Consider the following 15,261-nt stretch of genomic DNA (forward strand, 5'->3'; position numbering starts at 1 on the left):
CATGCGCAACGGCCTGTCACGGAAGATGCCAAGCGCCGGCCACTGGCTGGCCGGATTCTGTCTGTTTGTGACGGCATGGCTGCACGGCGTCGCGGTGCAGGCAGCCGATATTCTGCTGACCGGTGCCGAGGAAAGCCCCGGCGTGCAGGCGTTCGTTCAGGCGCTCAGCGAATTGCGGCCCACCGATAACGTGCGCTTCCAGCCGCTGGCGAGTCTGCCGGCGGCGGGCAAATTGCCGGCGAGCCTGCGCTTGATCCTGCTCGACCTGCCCGCGCTGGATTGGCGCCGGCAAGACTCACAAGGCCCGGCCACGCTGGTGCTGCGTATCAGCCGCTTGCAGGCACGGCAGCGCTTTGGTGATTCACAGCCGGCGCGCTTGAGCCTGCTGTGGAGCGATCCGCCGCTGAGCCGACAGTTGCAACTGATCCGGCGGATATTGCCGCAGGCCCGACGGGTCGGCGTGCTGTTCGATCAGCACAGCGAGTTCCTGCTCAAAGAGCTGAACCTGGCCGCGCAACCGTTGAACCTGCACATCGTCAGCGAGCGCTGGGACGACACCCATGACAGCCGGCCCTTGCAAGCGCTGTTGAAAAACAGCGATGTATTGCTGGGCCTCGACGATCCCAATCTGTACAACCCGAAAACCGCGAAAAACCTGCTGCTCAGCAGCTACTCGCGACAGGTGGCCCTGGTCGGCCCCAACGTTGCGTTCGTACGCGCCGGCAGCCTGGCCAGCACCTACAGCGATCAGAGCGATTGGCTGAGCATCCTCGACCGCTTGCTCGACCAGCCGCCGGCATCCTGGCCGCGCGCGCTCTATCCCGAGCGATTCAAAGTCTCAAGTAATGCGCAAGTGGCTCGTTCCTTAGGCATCGAACCGCTCAATGAAGCGTCTGCCGCCACTGCGCTGGCCGAAGGAGAACCGCGCCCATGACTTTCCGTCGCCGTTGGGACATCAACACCCGCACCCAACTGATCAGCCTCGGCCCGGCCTTGCTGCTGACCTTGCTGCTGATCAGTTTCTTTACCTTCGTGCGGATTCAGGATCTGCGCCAGGAGCTGAACCACACCGGCCAACTGATCGCCAACCAGTTGGCGCCTGCCACCGAATACGGAGTGATTTCCGGTAACAACGAAGTGCTGGAGAGCCTGCTGAAAGCGACCCTGGCCACGCCCAATGTGCGTTTTCTGGAAGTGCAGGACAGCGCCAACCGGATTCTCGTGTACGTCGAGCAACCGGCGGCGGCCCACAGCCGTCCGCATCAGGTCGAAGTGTTTCAGGCGCCGGTGCGCCTGCAACGGATTGCCTTGCACAATGATTTTTTCCAGGACGCCAACGTCAGCAAAAGCGGGGCCAGCGAGGATTATCTGGGCCGGGTAATCGTCGGCCTGTCCAACGATGCGTTCAGCCAGCGTCAGCAGGAAATCGTGTTCAAGGCCGCGATCCTCGCGCTGTTCGCATTGCTCTTCACGTTTATTTTGGCGCGGCGCCTGGCCGGCAGCCTGTCGCAGCCGATCCGCGACATCGGCGATGCCGTCAAGGCGATTCAGGAAGGCGACTATAAAACCCCGTTGCCGATTGTCGATGACACCGAACTGGGTGCGCTGTCGCAGCACATCAACAACCTCGCCCAGGCGCTGGAACAGGCCAGCCGCGAGCAGCATCAGGCGATGGCGCAACTGATCCAGACCCGCGAGGAAGCGGAAAAGGCCAACAACGCCAAGTCCGATTTCCTGGCGATGATGAGCCATGAACTGCGCACGCCCATGAACGGTGTGCTGGGCATGTTGCAATTGCTCGAAACCACCGAGATGACCGAAGAGCAGGTCGAATACGCCGCACTCGCGTCAGAATCCACCGAACATCTGCTGAAGGTCATCAACGACATTCTTGATTTCTCGCGGATCGAGCGTTCGGAACTGGAGCTGGAACACATTCCATTCAACCTCGCCGAACTGATCGGCGCCTGTGCGCAGTCGTTCCAGCACAGCGCTGTGCAGCGTGGACTGGCGCTGAACCTGCGGATCCCGGACGACATGCGCGGCTTGCAGGTTCAGGGCGACCCGACCCGAATCCGGCAGATTCTGGTCAATCTGGTCGGCAATGCGCTGAAGTTCACCGAGCAGGGCCGGGTCAGCATCGAAGCACAATGGCAGTCGCTCGATCATGAACTGCTGTGGTTCACCTGTTCGGTGCGCGACAGCGGCATCGGTATTTCTTCCGAAAGCCTGGAGTTGATGTTCAACGCGTTCCAGCAGGCCGACAGTTCGATTTCCCGGCGTTATGGCGGCACCGGCCTGGGTTTGCCGATCGCGCGCACCCTCGCCGAACGCATGGGCGGCACCTTGCGCGCGCAGAGCGAGGAAGGTCGCGGTTCGGTGTTCACGCTGGAAATTCCTTTGGCGCTGTATAAACAGGCACTGCCGCCACAGGCTGCGCCACGAGCCTTGAACGGCAGTGGTCAGGGTGAAGGGCGACAGGTGTTGCTGGTCGAGGACAATCCGGTCAATCAGACCGTGATCGAAGCGATGCTGCGCAGCCTCGGTTTTGCCGTCAGCGTGGCGACCGATGGCGCGCAAGCGGTGCGCAGTGCCGAGGGCGGCGAATTCGAGGTGATTCTGATGGACTGCCGTCTGCCGATCATCGACGGCTATGAAGCCACGCGGCAGATTCGCGAACTGCCCGGACGCCGCGACGTACCGATCATCGCGCTGACCGCCAACGCCTTGCAGGGCGACCGGGAAGCCTGCCTGGCTGCGGGCATGAACGATTACCTGGCGAAGCCGTTCAAACGCAACGACCTACAGCAGATTCTGCAGCGCTGGGTGCAGTAGTGACGGTTTTTCGACCATCTGCGACTGGCGTGAAAAGCGAAAGTGCGGCAGTCTTAGGCACCCGAACGAGCCTCAAAAGGGGCTTGTATAAAAATTTCAGTGCACAAGTGTACATTCATGTCCTTGGTGCTGTGACTTTCACCACAACGCAATAGTCTATGAGTAGGCTGCCGGTTCGAGGCATGAACGCTTTGAACGGTCGGGAAGATTTGCCCCACCTGCCGCATGGGATTATTGAGGAGCTCGCATGACCAAACAAAACGCCTTTACTCGGGAAGACCTGCTGCGCTGCAGTCGCGGTGAGCTGTTCGGCCCAGGTAACGCGCAATTGCCCGCCCCGAACATGCTGATGGTGGATCGCATCACCCATATCAGCGAAGAAGGCGGCAAGTACGGCAAAGGTGAATTGGTCGCCGAGCTGGATATCAACCCTGACCTGTGGTTCTTCGCCTGCCATTTCGAAGGCGATCCGGTGATGCCGGGCTGCCTGGGCCTGGATGCCATGTGGCAACTGGTCGGTTTCTTCCTCGGCTGGCAGGGTCTGCCGGGCCGCGGCCGTGCGCTGGGTTCGGGCGAAGTGAAATTCTTCGGCCAGGTGCTGCCGACCGCCAAGAAAGTCACCTACAACATTCATATCAAGCGCGTCCTCAAGGGCAAGCTGAACATGGCCATCGCCGATGGTTCGGTCAGTGTCGACGGACGCGAAATCTACACCGCCGAAGGCCTCCGGGTCGGCGTGTTCACCTCCACTGACAACTTCTAAGGGTTATTCGCATGCGCCGCGTCGTTATCACTGGTCTGGGCATTGTTTCGTGCCTGGGCAATGACAAAGAGACCGTCTCCGCTAACCTGCGTGCAAGCCGCCCTGGCATCCGGTTCAACCCGGAATATGCTGAAATGGGTCTGCGTAGCCAGGTTTCCGGCTCCATTGACCTCAACCTTGAAGAGCTGATCGATCGCAAGATCTATCGCTTCGTCGGCCACGCAGCGGCTTACGCCTACCTGGCCATGAAAGACGCGATCACTGACTCCGGCCTGACCGAAGAGCAAGTGTCCAACCCGCGTACCGGCCTGATCGCCGGCTCCGGCGGTGCTTCCACGCTGAACCAGATGGAAGCGCTGGACATCCTCCGCGAGAAAGGCGTGAAACGCGTCGGCCCGTACCGCGTTACGCGGACCATGAGCAGCACCGTTTCCGCTTGCCTGGCCACGCCGTTCAAGATCAAGGGCCTGAACTATTCCATCGCTTCTGCCTGCGCCACCAGTGCTCACTGCATCGGTACCGCCATGGAACAGATCCAGATGGGCAAGCAGGACATCGTCTTCGCCGGTGGCGGTGAAGAAGAGCACTGGAGCCAGTCGTTCCTGTTCGACGCGATGGGCGCCTTGTCCAGCAAGCGTAACGACACCCCGGAACAAGCCTCCCGCGCCTATGACAAGGACCGTGACGGTTTCGTCATCGCTGGCGGCGGCGGCATGGTTGTCGTTGAAGAGCTGGAACACGCGCTGGCCCGTGGCGCGAAAATCTACGCCGAGATCGTTGGCTACGGCGCGACCTCCGACGGCTACGACATGGTCGCCCCAAGTGGCGAAGGCGCGATCCGCTGCATGCAGCAGGCGCTGTCGACTGTCGACACCCCGATCGACTACCTGAACACCCACGGCACCTCGACTCCGGTCGGCGACGTCGCGGAAATGAAAGGTGTGCGTGAAGTGTTCGGCGACAAGGCTCCAGCCATCAGCTCGACCAAGAGCCTGTCCGGTCACTCCCTGGGCGCCGCCGGCGTTCACGAAGCGATCTACTGCATGCTGATGATGGAAGGCAACTTCATTGCCGGTTCCGCCAACATCGACGAGCTCGACCCGGAAGTGGCCGATCTGCCGGTGCTGACCAAGACCCGCGAGAACGCCACCCTCAACACCGTGATGAGCAACAGCTTCGGTTTCGGCGGCACCAACGCCACGCTGGTGTTGAAGCGCTGGGAAGGCAAGTAATTCCCCGCTGCTGAGCCACACATGAAAACGCCCCGACTGGTTCGGGGCGTTTTTTTTGGCTGATATAAAACTCATGGCCGACACACATCTGTGTAGGAGTGAGCCTGCTCGCGATAGCGGTGGATCAGTCAATATCAGCGGTGACTGACACTCCGCGATCGCGAGCAGGCTCACTCCTACAAGGGGTTTGCGGTGTTCTGAAAATGAAACCTTTGTCATGAAACCAATTGCCCTGCGACCGAATGTCGCGGTTTACGTGGCCTGCAGCTTTGTTGCGAAATCCGCAACAACACCTTGCGCCAATCGGCAGTTTACTTAGCTGGCTAACAAAACCTATAACAGAGTCCTGCACATGCCTTGGTGCAGTAACTTGAGATCTGGAGCTAGCAGATGACTGTAAAAGTAACTGAACGCGACGATTCACACATGTCCCACGAAGGCCTGGCCGCCGGCATCCGTATCTGGGATGTGCATCAACAAGATTTGCTGGTCGGCATGTTCCACAACGAGATCGATGCTCACAACTACAAGGCCGAACTGGAAGTGCAGGAACAGCAAAGAGATCTGAAGTCCGCCTGATCAGGCGAACATTGCACATTGTGGCGAGGGAGCTTGCTCCCGCTGGACTGCGCAGCAGGCCCTGCTCTCAGGATAAAGAGCGGGGACGCTTCGCGCCCCAGCGGGAGCAAGCTCCCTCGCCACAATCGCTTACCACATCAGATCGTCAGGGATCTGATACGCCGCGTACGGATCGTCCTCGGCGTTGACCTCTTCGGTCTGCACGTTGAGCTGAACGATGCGCTGCGGATCGCGCTCCTGGATCTTCAGCGCCGCTTCACGGGGGATCACTTCGTAGCCACCGTTATGGTGCACGATCGCCAGCGAGCCGCTGCTGAGCTTGTTGCGCATCAGCGTGTTGACCGAGATGCGCTTGACCTTCTTGTCATCGACGAAGTTGTAGTAGTCCTCGGTGGTCAGCTTGGGCAGACGCGAGACTTCGATCAACTGCTTGACCTGCGCGGCGCGGGCCTTGGCTTCAGCCTTCTCTTTCTGCTGACGGTTCAGTTCCTGATCGCGCTTGACCTTCTCGGCCATGGCTTCCTGGGCTGCGCGCTGCTGCGAATCATCCAGTTCGATCTGGCCTTTGTGGGCCAGACGCTGCTGCTTCTGCTTGTCTTTGCTGACCTGTTTGGCCTGCTTTTGATTGACCAGTCCTGCCTTGAGCAACTGGTCGCGAAGGGAAAGGCTCATTAATGCTTACTCACTTGGGCAACGGCTCAGCCGCAGCTGGGCTCATTCTTTTCCTGGCGTTTGGCTTCGCCCCACAGGGCGTCCAACTCTTCGAGGGTGCAATCTTCCATGGGACGGTGGGTGTCGCGCAATGCCTGTTCGATAAAACGGAAACGTCTTTCAAATTTGCCGTTGGCGCCACGCAGCGCAGTTTCCGGGTCGACCTTCAGGTGGCGGGCCAGATTGACCACGGAAAACAGCAGGTCGCCGATCTCGTCCGCTACGGCCACCGGATCATTTTCCGACATGGCTTCGAGCACTTCATCGAGCTCTTCGCGCACCTTGTCGAGTACCGGCAAGGCGTCCGGCCAGTCGAAACCGACCTGCCCGGCACGCTTTTGCAACTTGGCCGAGCGCGACAGTGCCGGCAACGTCGTCGGCACATCGTCGAGCAAGGACAACTGTTCGGGCGCCGAGGCTTTCTCGGCGCGCTCTTCGGCTTTGATTTGTTCCCAGCGCTGTTTGACCTGCTCTTCGCTCAAGCGTGGCACGTCGAGCGGCGCATACAGATCGCCGGTGGGAAACACGTGCGGATGGCGACGGATCAGCTTGCGGGTGATGCTGTCGATCACCCCGGCGAATTCGAACCGCCCTTCTTCCTTGGCCAGTTGGCTGTAATACACCACCTGAAACAACAGATCGCCCAGTTCGCCCTGCAAATGATCGAGATCGCCACGCTCGATGGCATCGGCCACTTCATAGGCTTCCTCCAACGTGTGCGGGACAATGGTCGTGTAGGTTTGCTTGATGTCCCACGGGCAACCGAACTGCGGATCGCGCAGGCGGGACATCAGGTGGAGCAGGTCTTCCAGTGAATACATCTGTCATGTCTCTACACTAGATCAATGTGGGAGCGGGCTTGCTCGCGAATGCGGTGTGTCATTCAGCGCAAATATCGACTGACACGACCTCTTCGCGAGCAAGCCCGCTCCCACAGTTGATCGGCGTCGTTCTTCACGGGGTACGGTTACGCCGCGTTTCGATGATGTTCGGCAATTGCGAAATCCGCCCCAGCAAGCGGCCCAGCGCATCCAGACCGGGAATCTCGATGGTCAGGGACATCAGCGCCGTGTTGTCTTCCTTGTTCGAACGAGTGTTGACCGCCAGCACGTTGATGCGCTCGTTGAGCAGCACCTGCGAAACGTCACGCAGCAGCCCGGAACGGTCGTAGGCGCGGATGATGATGTCCACCGGATAGGTGAGCACCGGCACCGGCCCCCAGCTGACCTGAATGATCCGCTCCGGCTCGCGCCCGCCCAGTTGCAGCACCGAGGCGCAGTCCTGACGGTGAATGCTCACACCGCGGCCCTGGGTGATGTAGCCGACAATCGCGTCGCCCGGTAACGGCTGGCAGCAGCCGGCCATCTGCGTCATCAGGTTGCCGACGCCCTGAATCTGGATATCGCCGCGCTTGCCTGGTTTGTAACCGGTGGCCTTGCGCGGAATCAGCTCCAACTGCTCGTTGCCGCGTTCCGGCTCGACCAGTTGTTGCGCGAGGTTGACCAGGTGCGCCTGACGCAGGTCGCCAGCACCGAGGGCAGCGAACATGTCTTCGGCGGTTTTCATGTTGGCTTTTTCGGCCAGCTTGTCGAAATCCACCGCCGGTAGACCAAGGCGATTGAGTTCGCGCTCGATCAGGGTTTTACCCGCTGCAACGTTCTGATCGCGAGCCTGCAATTTGAACCAGTGAACAATCTTCGCCCGCGCCCGCGAGGTGGTGACGTAGCCCAGGTTCGGGTTCAGCCAGTCGCGGCTTGGCGTGCCGTGCTTGCTGGTAATGATCTCGACCTGCTCGCCGGTCTGCAGGCTGTAGTTGAGCGGCACGATACGCCCGTTGATCTTCGCGCCCCGGCAGTTGTGGCCGATTTCGGTGTGAACGCGGTAGGCGAAATCCAGCGGCGTCGCGCCTTTCGGCAAATCGATGGCGTGACCGTCAGGGGTGAAGATATAGACGCGATCCGGCTCGATATCGACCCGCAATTGTTCAGCCAGACCGCCGATATCACCGAGTTCTTCGTGCCATTCGAGAACCTGACGCAGCCAGGAGATTTTCTCTTCGTAATGGTTTGAGCCGGATTTGACGTCGGTGCCTTTGTAGCGCCAGTGCGCGCAGACGCCGAGTTCGGCTTCTTCGTGCATCGAGTGGGTGCGGATCTGCACCTCAAGCACTTTGCCTTCCGGGCCGATCACGGCAGTGTGCAGCGAGCGGTAGCCGTTCTCTTTCGGGTTGGCGATGTAGTCGTCGAATTCTTTCGGAATATGCCGCCACAGGGTATGGACGATGCCAAGTGCGGTGTAGCAATCGCGCATTTCCGGGACCAGCACGCGCACGGCGCGCACGTCGTAGATCTGGCTGAACTCCAGACCCTTGCGCTGCATTTTGCGCCAGATCGAGTAGATATGTTTGGCCCGGCCGCTGATGTCGGCGTCGACGCCGGTGGCCTGCAATTCGTCCTTGAGCTGGGTCATCACGTCGCTGATGAAACGCTCGCGATCCAGCCGTCGTTCGTGGAGCAACTTGGCGATCTGTTTGTATTGATCGGGCTCCAGGTAACGAAAGGACAAATCCTCCAGTTCCCATTTGATATGACCGATGCCGAGCCGGTGCGCGAGCGGCGCATAGATGTCGAAGACTTCCCGGGCGACGCGGTTGCGCTTTTCATCGTCGGCGGTTTTCACCGCACGGATGGCGCAGGTGCGCTCGGCCAGTTTGATCAACGCGACGCGCACATCGTCAACCATGGCGACGAGCATCTTGCGCAGGTTTTCCACCTGCCCCTGCGTGCCCATGACCATCGATTGCCGAGGGCTGAGGCTGGCGCTGATGGCCGCCATGCGCTGTACGCCGTCGATCAGCTTGGCCACCACCGGACCGAAGCGCTGGCCGACTGCGGCGAGTTCGATCTGGCCCTCGCGTACGCCGCGATACAGGACCGCCGCGACCAGCGAATCCTGATCGAGCTTGAGGTCGGCAAGAATCTCGGCGATTTCCAGGCCAGTACTGAAACTGCCGGAGCCTTCGGCCCACAGATTCTTCCTGGCATTGGACTGTTGTTCGGCCTCGCGAGCGAACTCGCAGGCTTCTTTCAAGGCCTCGCGATCCAGTGCCAGATCGACACTGACCGCATGATCGAGCCAGGCCTCGAGGTTGATACTGCCGTCAGTGTTGATCGGCTGGTGTGCTCTCACCTGTACCATGCTGCTTTACCTTCCCTACGACGCAGATTCAATGCGTCAAATCGCTGACCTGTACTGCCCGTTTGCGCTCGCGGGGCTCAAGCGAGCGCTGCGCGGACAGATCAGACGGATTCAGACGAGCCATCCTGGCCCGCTTCAAATAACGCCATGGCCTCGACATGTGCCGTCTGAGGAAACATATCGAGAATCCCGGCACGTTTTAACCGGTAGCCCTGCTTGATCAATTCCACCGTGTCGCGCGCCAGCGTTGCCGGGTTGCACGACACATACACCAGCCGTTTGGCACCCAGGGTCGCCAACTGGCGTACCACCTCGAAAGCACCGTCACGCGGTGGGTCCAAGAGTACCGCAGAAAAGCCGTTTGCGATCCACTGGGCAGCGCTCAAAGGCTGGGATAAATCGGCTTGAAAAAACTTTGTGTTATGCAAATTGTTACTGACGGCGTTGGCAGCGGCCCGCTCGACCATGGTCTGCACGCCTTCCACCGCCACCACTTCACGCACGCTTTGGGCCAGCGGCAGCGCAAAGTTGCCCAACCCGCAAAACAGGTCCAGCACCCGTTCCTCGCGCGCCGGCTTCAGCCAGTCCAGCGCCTGCGCAACCATTGCCTCGTTGACCGCGGCATTGACCTGAACGAAGTCCCCCGGCCGGTAAGCCAGATCCAGATTCCACTGTTCCAGGCGATAACCGAGCGTCTGACCCGCTTCGACCGGTTGCGGTTCACCTTCGCCATGCAGCCACAATTGCGCCCCATGGAATTGGCAGAAATCCTTGAGGATCGTCAGATCCGTTTCGGACAACGGCGCCATGTGCCGCAGCAACAGCGCCAATGACGAGCCGCTGAACAACTCGACATGCCCCAGCGCCTGCGGTTTGCTCAAGCGCCGCAACATCTCCGGCAACCGGGTCATGATCGGTTGCAAGGGCTGTACCAGCACCGGGCATTCGCTGATCGCGACGATGTCCTGACTGCCGGCAGCGCGGAAGCCGACTTCCAGCTTTTTCGCTTTCATGTCCCAGCGCACGGCGATGCGCGCACGGCGACGGTAGCCGAATTCCGGGCCGGTCAACGGTGCTGCCCATTCTTCTGGTTCGACACCGGCAACCCGCGACAATTGCTCGGCGAGCATGCGCTGTTTCAGGGCGAGCTGTTCGTCGTGGGGCAAATGCTGGACGCTGCAACCGCCGCAACGGCCGGCGTGCGGGCACGGCGCCGGGCGACGCAATGCACTGGCGGTGAACACGCGTTCGGTGCGCGCTTCGACCACTTTGCCGTGGGCGCCTAGCACCCGCGCTTCGACGTCTTCGCCCGCAAGGGCGCCGAGGACGAACCAGGTCCGGCCTTCGAAAAACGCGATACCGCGACCGTCATTGGCCAGGCGCTCGATGCTCAAGCGCTGCTTTTTTCCGGTCGGGACTTGCGGGGCCTTGCTGCCGCCGGTGGGCTGGAAGCGCAGGCCTCTCTCGTGTTTGGCCATCAGTTGGGTGCGTCGAAAATGCCGGTCGACAGGTAACGGTCGCCACGGTCGCAGATGATCGCGACGATCACCGCATTCTCAACTTCCCGAGACAAACGCAGCATCGCCGCCACCGCACCGCCCGAGGACACACCGCAGAAGATGCCTTCTTCACGCGCCAGGCGACGGGTCACGTCTTCGGCTTCGCTTTGCGCCATGTCGACGATGCGATCGACGCGCTCGGCCTGATAGATCTTCGGCAGATATTCCTGAGGCCAGCGGCGGATGCCCGGGATGGCCGAGCCTTCCATCGGTTGCAGGCCGACGATCTGCACGCTGTCGCTCTGCTCCTTGAGGTAGCGCGAGACGCCCATGATGGTGCCGGTGGTACCCATCGAGCTGACGAAGTGCGTGATGCTGCCCTGGGTCTGACGCCAGATTTCCGGACCGGTGGTGGTGTAGTGCGCCTCAGGATTGTCGCCATTGGCGAACTGATCGAGCACCTTGCCGCGGCCTTCGGCTTCCATGCGCTGGGCAAGGTCGCGGGCGCCTTCCATGCCTTCTTCCTGGCTGACCAGAATCAGTTCGGCACCGTAGGCGGTCATGGCTGCCTTGCGCTCGGCGCTGGAGTTGTCCGGCATGATCAGGATCATCTTGTAACCCTTGATCGCGGCCGCCATGGCCAAAGCGATACCGGTGTTGCCAGAAGTTGCCTCGATCAACGTGTCGCCGGGATTGATCTGCCCGCGCAACTCGGCGCGAGTGATCATCGACAGCGCCGGACGGTCCTTGACCGAACCCGCCGGGTTGTTCCCTTCGAGCTTGAGCAATAGGGTGTTGCTGGTGGCGCCGGGCAGGCGCTGCAAACGCACCAGCGGCGTGTTGCCGACGCAATCGGCGATGGTTGGGTACTGCAGGGTCATGGCGTATTCGCAATCCAGACGTGCGGGGGCGCCTATCATACCGGCAAACCCGCGCAGGCCATATCACGCAAAGTGCGGTGCTTATGGTTTATGGGAATAACGGACAGCTAGTCTGTGTTTTCCGTATGGGCCGTATCCAAGGCATAAAACTCATGCAGCTTGGCTTGCAGCAATTGTTTATCCGGCAAGCATGTTTGATATTGCGCGATCAAGGCTGGCGAGAGGCTGCGGTTGAGGGCGTACTCGACGACCTCGTCCTCTTTACTGGCGCAGAGCAACACACCGATGGCCGGATTTTCGTGGGGCTTGCGGACATTGCGGTCCAGCGCCTCCAGATAGAAATCCAGCTTGCCCAGATACTCTGGCTCGAAACGCCCGACCTTGAGTTCAATAGCGACCAGGCAATTGAGCCCTCGGTGGAAGAACAAAAGGTCCAGCGCAAAATCCCGACCGCCAACTTGCAGCGGATATTCGGAGCCGACAAAGCAGAAGTCCCGACCAAGCTCGATGAGGAAGTCCTTCAGCCTTGTCAGGAGCCCTTGGTGCAGATCGGTTTCAGAATGAGTAGAAGGCAGGTCGAGAAATTCGACCATGTAGGAGTCGCGAAATATTTCAAGCGCTGCCGGGTGCGTTTGTTTCAGCGCGGCGGAGGTTTTCGCTGGATCGGCAATGGTTCGCTCGAACAGAGCGGCCTTGAGCTGTCGCTCCAGTTCGCGCTTTGACCATTTTTCCTGGACGGCCATTCGCAGGTAGAAAGCCCGCTCCTCAGGACATTTGCTCTGACTCAAAATGATCATGTTATGAGTCCACGGCAATTGTCTCACCAGTGGTGAGACAATTGCTTCGTCTCGATAAGTCTCATAAAACTGGCGCATGCGGAACAGATTGGGTCGGGTGAATCCACGCAGACCTGGCTGGGTCTGAGCGAGATGCGCTGCCAGTTGAGCGATGACCGAATCCCCCCACTCTGCCCGCTCAATCTTGCGACTGATATGCGCCCCCACCTGCCAGTAAAGCTCGATCAGGTGAGTATTGACCGCCTGCATGGCCTTGTGTCTGGAACTGTGGATCAATGCGAGCACTTCATTGAAACGGTCGCCATCTGAGCTGCCGGTAAGGCTGGATGCATTCATGCGCAATTCCTTGAAGGTTAGGTGAAGCACGAGCCTAAACCGTTCAGGAAGCTCAAAATGACCGCTGGTGTAGCTTGGGAAATGTCATACAGAAAAAGACGAGCGCTCCGGCAAGTCCGTAGGATAGGGCGCGCGAATGGACTACATCGCGAGCAGGCTCACTCCTACAAAGGGATTTATGTTGTTCAACTGATCTGCGGTGAACGCAAATCCATTGTAGGAGTGAGCCTGCTCGCGATAGCGTCATTCGGCGCAACACCGTCATCAGCCAACAACCGCAAATTCAATCGCAGCCCCGCCCCGCTGTTCTGCGCCCAGAGCAACCCGCCCTGACGCTGCACCGCATTGCGTGCAATGCTCAAGCCCAACCCAAACCCACCATCCCCCGGCCGCGAGCCGTCGAGTCGAATGAACGGCGAAAAGATCCTCTCCAGATCCTCTTCAGCCACGCCGCCGCCCTGGTCCTCCAGCCACAAATGCCAATACTCGCCATCGCGCCGACCATCGAGGCGCACAATCGCGCCCTCGGGTGAGTGACGAATGGCGTTTCGCAGAATGTTTTCCAGCGCTTGCGCCAGTGTATTGAGGTTGCCGCGCACCCAGCACGACGCTTCAACCGTGCATTGCAACTGCAAGCTCGGCCAGCCGCTTTCATAACAGGCGTTGTCGGTGAGCATTTCCCACAGTGCCTGAATCTGTATCGCTTCGTCCGGCAACGGCGAGCGGTCGGTGTCCAGCCAGGCCAGTTGCAGGGTGTCCTCGACCAGCCGCTGCATGCCGTCGACTTCACGGCCGATGCGTTCGCGCAATTGCAGCAGTTCTTGCTCGCTCTCGCTGGCCACGCGCAAGCGACTCAGCGGCGTGCGCAGTTCGTGGGACAGGTCGCGCAATAATTGCTGTTGCAGGGCGACGGTGGATTGCAGACGTTCGGACATGGAATCGAACGCTCGCGCCAGCTCGCCGAGTTCATCCGGGCGCTGGGTGATGCCGCTCGACAGGCGCACGTTCAACTGATCGGCGCGCCAGGCGTTGGCCTGTTCGCGCAGGTTGTTCAGCGGCACCACCAGCAGCCGATACAGGCCGACGCAGAGCATCAAGGTGAACAGCCCGGGAATCACGCCGTTGGTAATGACCCGCCAGAACACCCGGTATTTGCCCGGGATAAAGCGCTCCGGCAATTCGATAACGAGGATGCCGGCGGCAGGATCCAGGGGAAACGGCACGCGCAACCATGGCCGGCCTTTCTTGTGAATCGGCCAATCGAGGCCGCGCAGAAACGTCAGGTGCTGCACTTCTGCCGCGTTCAACGACTCGCTGCTCAGCGACTGCAAATCAGCACCAATGACGCCGACCCAACTGGCCTCGCGCAGTTGCATGCCCTGCAACCAGTCGTCGACGCCATCGCGTCCGCCGCGCTGCCACGCCTGCTCGGCCTGTGCGGCATAACGGCTGAGGGTGCTGCGCGCTTCATTGGAAAGAAACTGATTGCGCTCCTCCATGTAGCGGCCCCACGACCAGCTCAGCCAGATCATCAGCAGACAGAACGCCACCAGCAGACATGCCAGCTTCCAGAACAGCGAATGCCGCCCCGGCAGCTCAGACAGTTTCATCGGCGGAGCTCAAGACATAACCCTTGCCCCACACCGTGCGCACTTCGCGCTCGGTGTAACCGATGGCTTTGAGTTTGCGGCGAATCTGGCTGATGTGCATGTCGAGGCTGCGGTCGTGGGCGGCGTAGCCGCGCTGCAAGACATGTTGATAAAGGAAGGCTTTGCTCAGCACTTCCTCGTTGTTGCGGTGCAGGGTTTCGAGCAACCGGAATTCGCTGCGGGTCAGCCCGGCCGCCTGTTCGCGGAAAAACACCTCGCATTGTTCCTCATCGAAACGCAAGGTGCCGCTGGCCATCGCAGCGGTCACGACGGGCGGACGCCGATCCAGCGCCACCCGGCGCAGGATCGCCTCGATGCGCACGTGCAACTCGGCCATGCTGAACGGCTTGGGCAGGTAGTCGTCGGCGCCGAGACGAAAACCACTGATGCGATCGGCCTCGGCCCCCAGCGCCGACATCAGCAACACCGGCGTCGAATGACTCTGGCGCAGTTGCGTCAGCAGGTTCAGGCCATCGAGCCCCGGCAGCAGAATATCCATGAGCACTACGTCGAACGGCTGGCGCTGGGCGATGTTCAGGCCTTCCTGGCCGTTCTGGCACCAGGTCACCTGAAAGCCGCTACGGCCCAGATGGTCGTGCACATAGGCGCCGAGGACCGGATCGTCTTCAATGGAAAGGATGCGTGGCTGGGTGGCGGAAACAGGAGTCATGAGTATCTGCAAGTAATTCTCAGTTGGCGGATTATTCAAGATTGTCCGACAGCGGGCAACACAAGGTTCGTCTGCCGGACGAACGAGCGCGAACGTGACCCTGCATTTTCC

The 15,261-nt window shown here is 60.3% G+C and carries 13 protein-coding genes; 5 read left to right on the top strand and 8 right to left on the bottom strand.

Going from position 1 to position 15,261, the window contains the following annotated elements:
* Nucleotide 1 precedes the first annotated feature (1 nt).
* The 5 genes from HU765_RS18595 to HU765_RS18615 all read left to right on the top strand — a co-directional run bounded on the left by HU765_RS18595 (nt 2) and on the right by HU765_RS18615 (nt 5,409).
* Nucleotides 2–934, top strand: coding sequence for an ABC transporter substrate-binding protein (locus HU765_RS18595; RefSeq protein ID WP_186622189.1), 933 nt, complete (start codon nt 2–4; stop codon nt 932–934).
* The gene (locus HU765_RS18600; RefSeq protein ID WP_186622190.1) at nt 931–2,835 is read left to right on the top strand and encodes an ATP-binding protein; all 1,905 of its coding nucleotides are present in this window, start codon (nt 931–933) and stop codon (nt 2,833–2,835) included. Before HU765_RS18595 ends, HU765_RS18600 begins: the two co-directional genes overlap by 4 nt.
* Nucleotides 2,836–3,082: 247 nt before the next feature.
* Nucleotides 3,083–3,598: a 3-hydroxyacyl-[acyl-carrier-protein] dehydratase FabA gene (gene fabA, locus HU765_RS18605; protein WP_024013962.1), complete on the top strand. Its 516-nt coding sequence runs from the start codon at nt 3,083–3,085 to the stop codon at nt 3,596–3,598.
* Nucleotides 3,599–3,609: 11 nt separating this feature from the next.
* On the top strand, nt 3,610–4,830 hold the full coding sequence (gene fabB / locus HU765_RS18610) for a beta-ketoacyl-ACP synthase I (protein ID WP_186529698.1): 1,221 nt from the start codon (nt 3,610–3,612) through the stop codon (nt 4,828–4,830).
* A 390-nt stretch (nt 4,831–5,220) separates the two neighbouring features.
* A complete protein-coding gene (locus HU765_RS18615) occupies nt 5,221–5,409 on the top strand; it encodes a hypothetical protein (protein WP_186551739.1) in 189 nt (62 codons plus the stop codon).
* A 129-nt stretch (nt 5,410–5,538) separates the two neighbouring features.
* Here HU765_RS18615 and HU765_RS18620 read toward each other — a convergent pair whose 3' ends face one another.
* From HU765_RS18620 to HU765_RS18655, 8 genes are all read right to left on the bottom strand, one after another.
* On the bottom strand, nt 5,539–6,081 hold the full coding sequence (locus HU765_RS18620; RefSeq protein ID WP_186551738.1) for a DUF2058 domain-containing protein: 543 nt from the start codon (nt 6,079–6,081) through the stop codon (nt 5,539–5,541).
* A 26-nt stretch (nt 6,082–6,107) separates the two neighbouring features.
* Nucleotides 6,108–6,941: a nucleoside triphosphate pyrophosphohydrolase gene (mazG, locus tag HU765_RS18625; RefSeq protein ID WP_186622191.1), complete on the bottom strand. Its 834-nt coding sequence runs from the start codon at nt 6,939–6,941 to the stop codon at nt 6,108–6,110.
* Nucleotides 6,942–7,074: 133 nt separating this feature from the next.
* Complete coding sequence (gene relA, locus HU765_RS18630; RefSeq protein ID WP_064364824.1) at nt 7,075–9,318, bottom strand: GTP diphosphokinase; 2,244 nt, start codon at nt 9,316–9,318, stop codon at nt 7,075–7,077.
* Nucleotides 9,319–9,419: 101 nt separating this feature from the next.
* On the bottom strand, nt 9,420–10,796 hold the full coding sequence (gene rlmD, locus HU765_RS18635) for a 23S rRNA (uracil(1939)-C(5))-methyltransferase RlmD (RefSeq protein WP_186622197.1): 1,377 nt from the start codon (nt 10,794–10,796) through the stop codon (nt 9,420–9,422).
* Nucleotides 10,796–11,698, bottom strand: a complete 903-nt coding sequence (gene cysM, locus HU765_RS18640; RefSeq protein ID WP_186622229.1) for a cysteine synthase CysM — start codon at nt 11,696–11,698, stop codon at nt 10,796–10,798. Before cysM ends, rlmD begins: the two co-directional genes overlap by 1 nt.
* Nucleotides 11,699–11,805: 107 nt before the next feature.
* Entirely contained in the window at nt 11,806–12,831 is a 1,026-nt protein-coding gene (locus tag HU765_RS18645; protein ID WP_186622199.1) for a PDDEXK nuclease domain-containing protein, read from the bottom strand.
* Between the two features lie 185 nt (nt 12,832–13,016).
* Complete coding sequence (locus tag HU765_RS18650; RefSeq protein WP_186622200.1) at nt 13,017–14,441, bottom strand: sensor histidine kinase; 1,425 nt, start codon at nt 14,439–14,441, stop codon at nt 13,017–13,019.
* The gene (locus tag HU765_RS18655; protein WP_186622202.1) at nt 14,428–15,150 is read right to left on the bottom strand and encodes a response regulator transcription factor; all 723 of its coding nucleotides are present in this window, start codon (nt 15,148–15,150) and stop codon (nt 14,428–14,430) included. Before HU765_RS18655 ends, HU765_RS18650 begins: the two co-directional genes overlap by 14 nt.
* Nucleotides 15,151–15,261: the final 111 nt, after the last annotated feature.

This window comes from Pseudomonas sp. SWRI81, assembly GCF_014268545.1.
Taxonomy (GTDB): domain Bacteria; phylum Pseudomonadota; class Gammaproteobacteria; order Pseudomonadales; family Pseudomonadaceae; genus Aquipseudomonas; species Aquipseudomonas hamedanensis.

Coding starts and splice junctions, on each gene's coding strand:
- HU765_RS18595 (WP_186622189.1), top strand. CDS start 2: ATGCGCAACGGCCTGTCACGGAAGATGCCAAGCGCCGGCCACTGGCTG.
- HU765_RS18600 (WP_186622190.1), top strand. CDS start 931: ATGACTTTCCGTCGCCGTTGGGACATCAACACCCGCACCCAACTGATC.
- fabA (WP_024013962.1), top strand. CDS start 3,083: ATGACCAAACAAAACGCCTTTACTCGGGAAGACCTGCTGCGCTGCAGT.
- fabB (WP_186529698.1), top strand. CDS start 3,610: ATGCGCCGCGTCGTTATCACTGGTCTGGGCATTGTTTCGTGCCTGGGC.
- HU765_RS18615 (WP_186551739.1), top strand. CDS start 5,221: ATGACTGTAAAAGTAACTGAACGCGACGATTCACACATGTCCCACGAA.
- HU765_RS18620 (WP_186551738.1), bottom strand. CDS start 6,081: ATGAGCCTTTCCCTTCGCGACCAGTTGCTCAAGGCAGGACTGGTCAAT.
- mazG (WP_186622191.1), bottom strand. CDS start 6,941: ATGTATTCACTGGAAGACCTGCTCCACCTGATGTCCCGCCTGCGCGAT.
- relA (WP_064364824.1), bottom strand. CDS start 9,318: ATGGTACAGGTGAGAGCACACCAGCCGATCAACACTGACGGCAGTATC.
- rlmD (WP_186622197.1), bottom strand. CDS start 10,796: ATGGCCAAACACGAGAGAGGCCTGCGCTTCCAGCCCACCGGCGGCAGC.
- cysM (WP_186622229.1), bottom strand. CDS start 11,698: ATGACCCTGCAGTACCCAACCATCGCCGATTGCGTCGGCAACACGCCG.
- HU765_RS18645 (WP_186622199.1), bottom strand. CDS start 12,831: ATGAATGCATCCAGCCTTACCGGCAGCTCAGATGGCGACCGTTTCAAT.
- HU765_RS18650 (WP_186622200.1), bottom strand. CDS start 14,441: ATGAAACTGTCTGAGCTGCCGGGGCGGCATTCGCTGTTCTGGAAGCTG.
- HU765_RS18655 (WP_186622202.1), bottom strand. CDS start 15,150: ATGACTCCTGTTTCCGCCACCCAGCCACGCATCCTTTCCATTGAAGAC.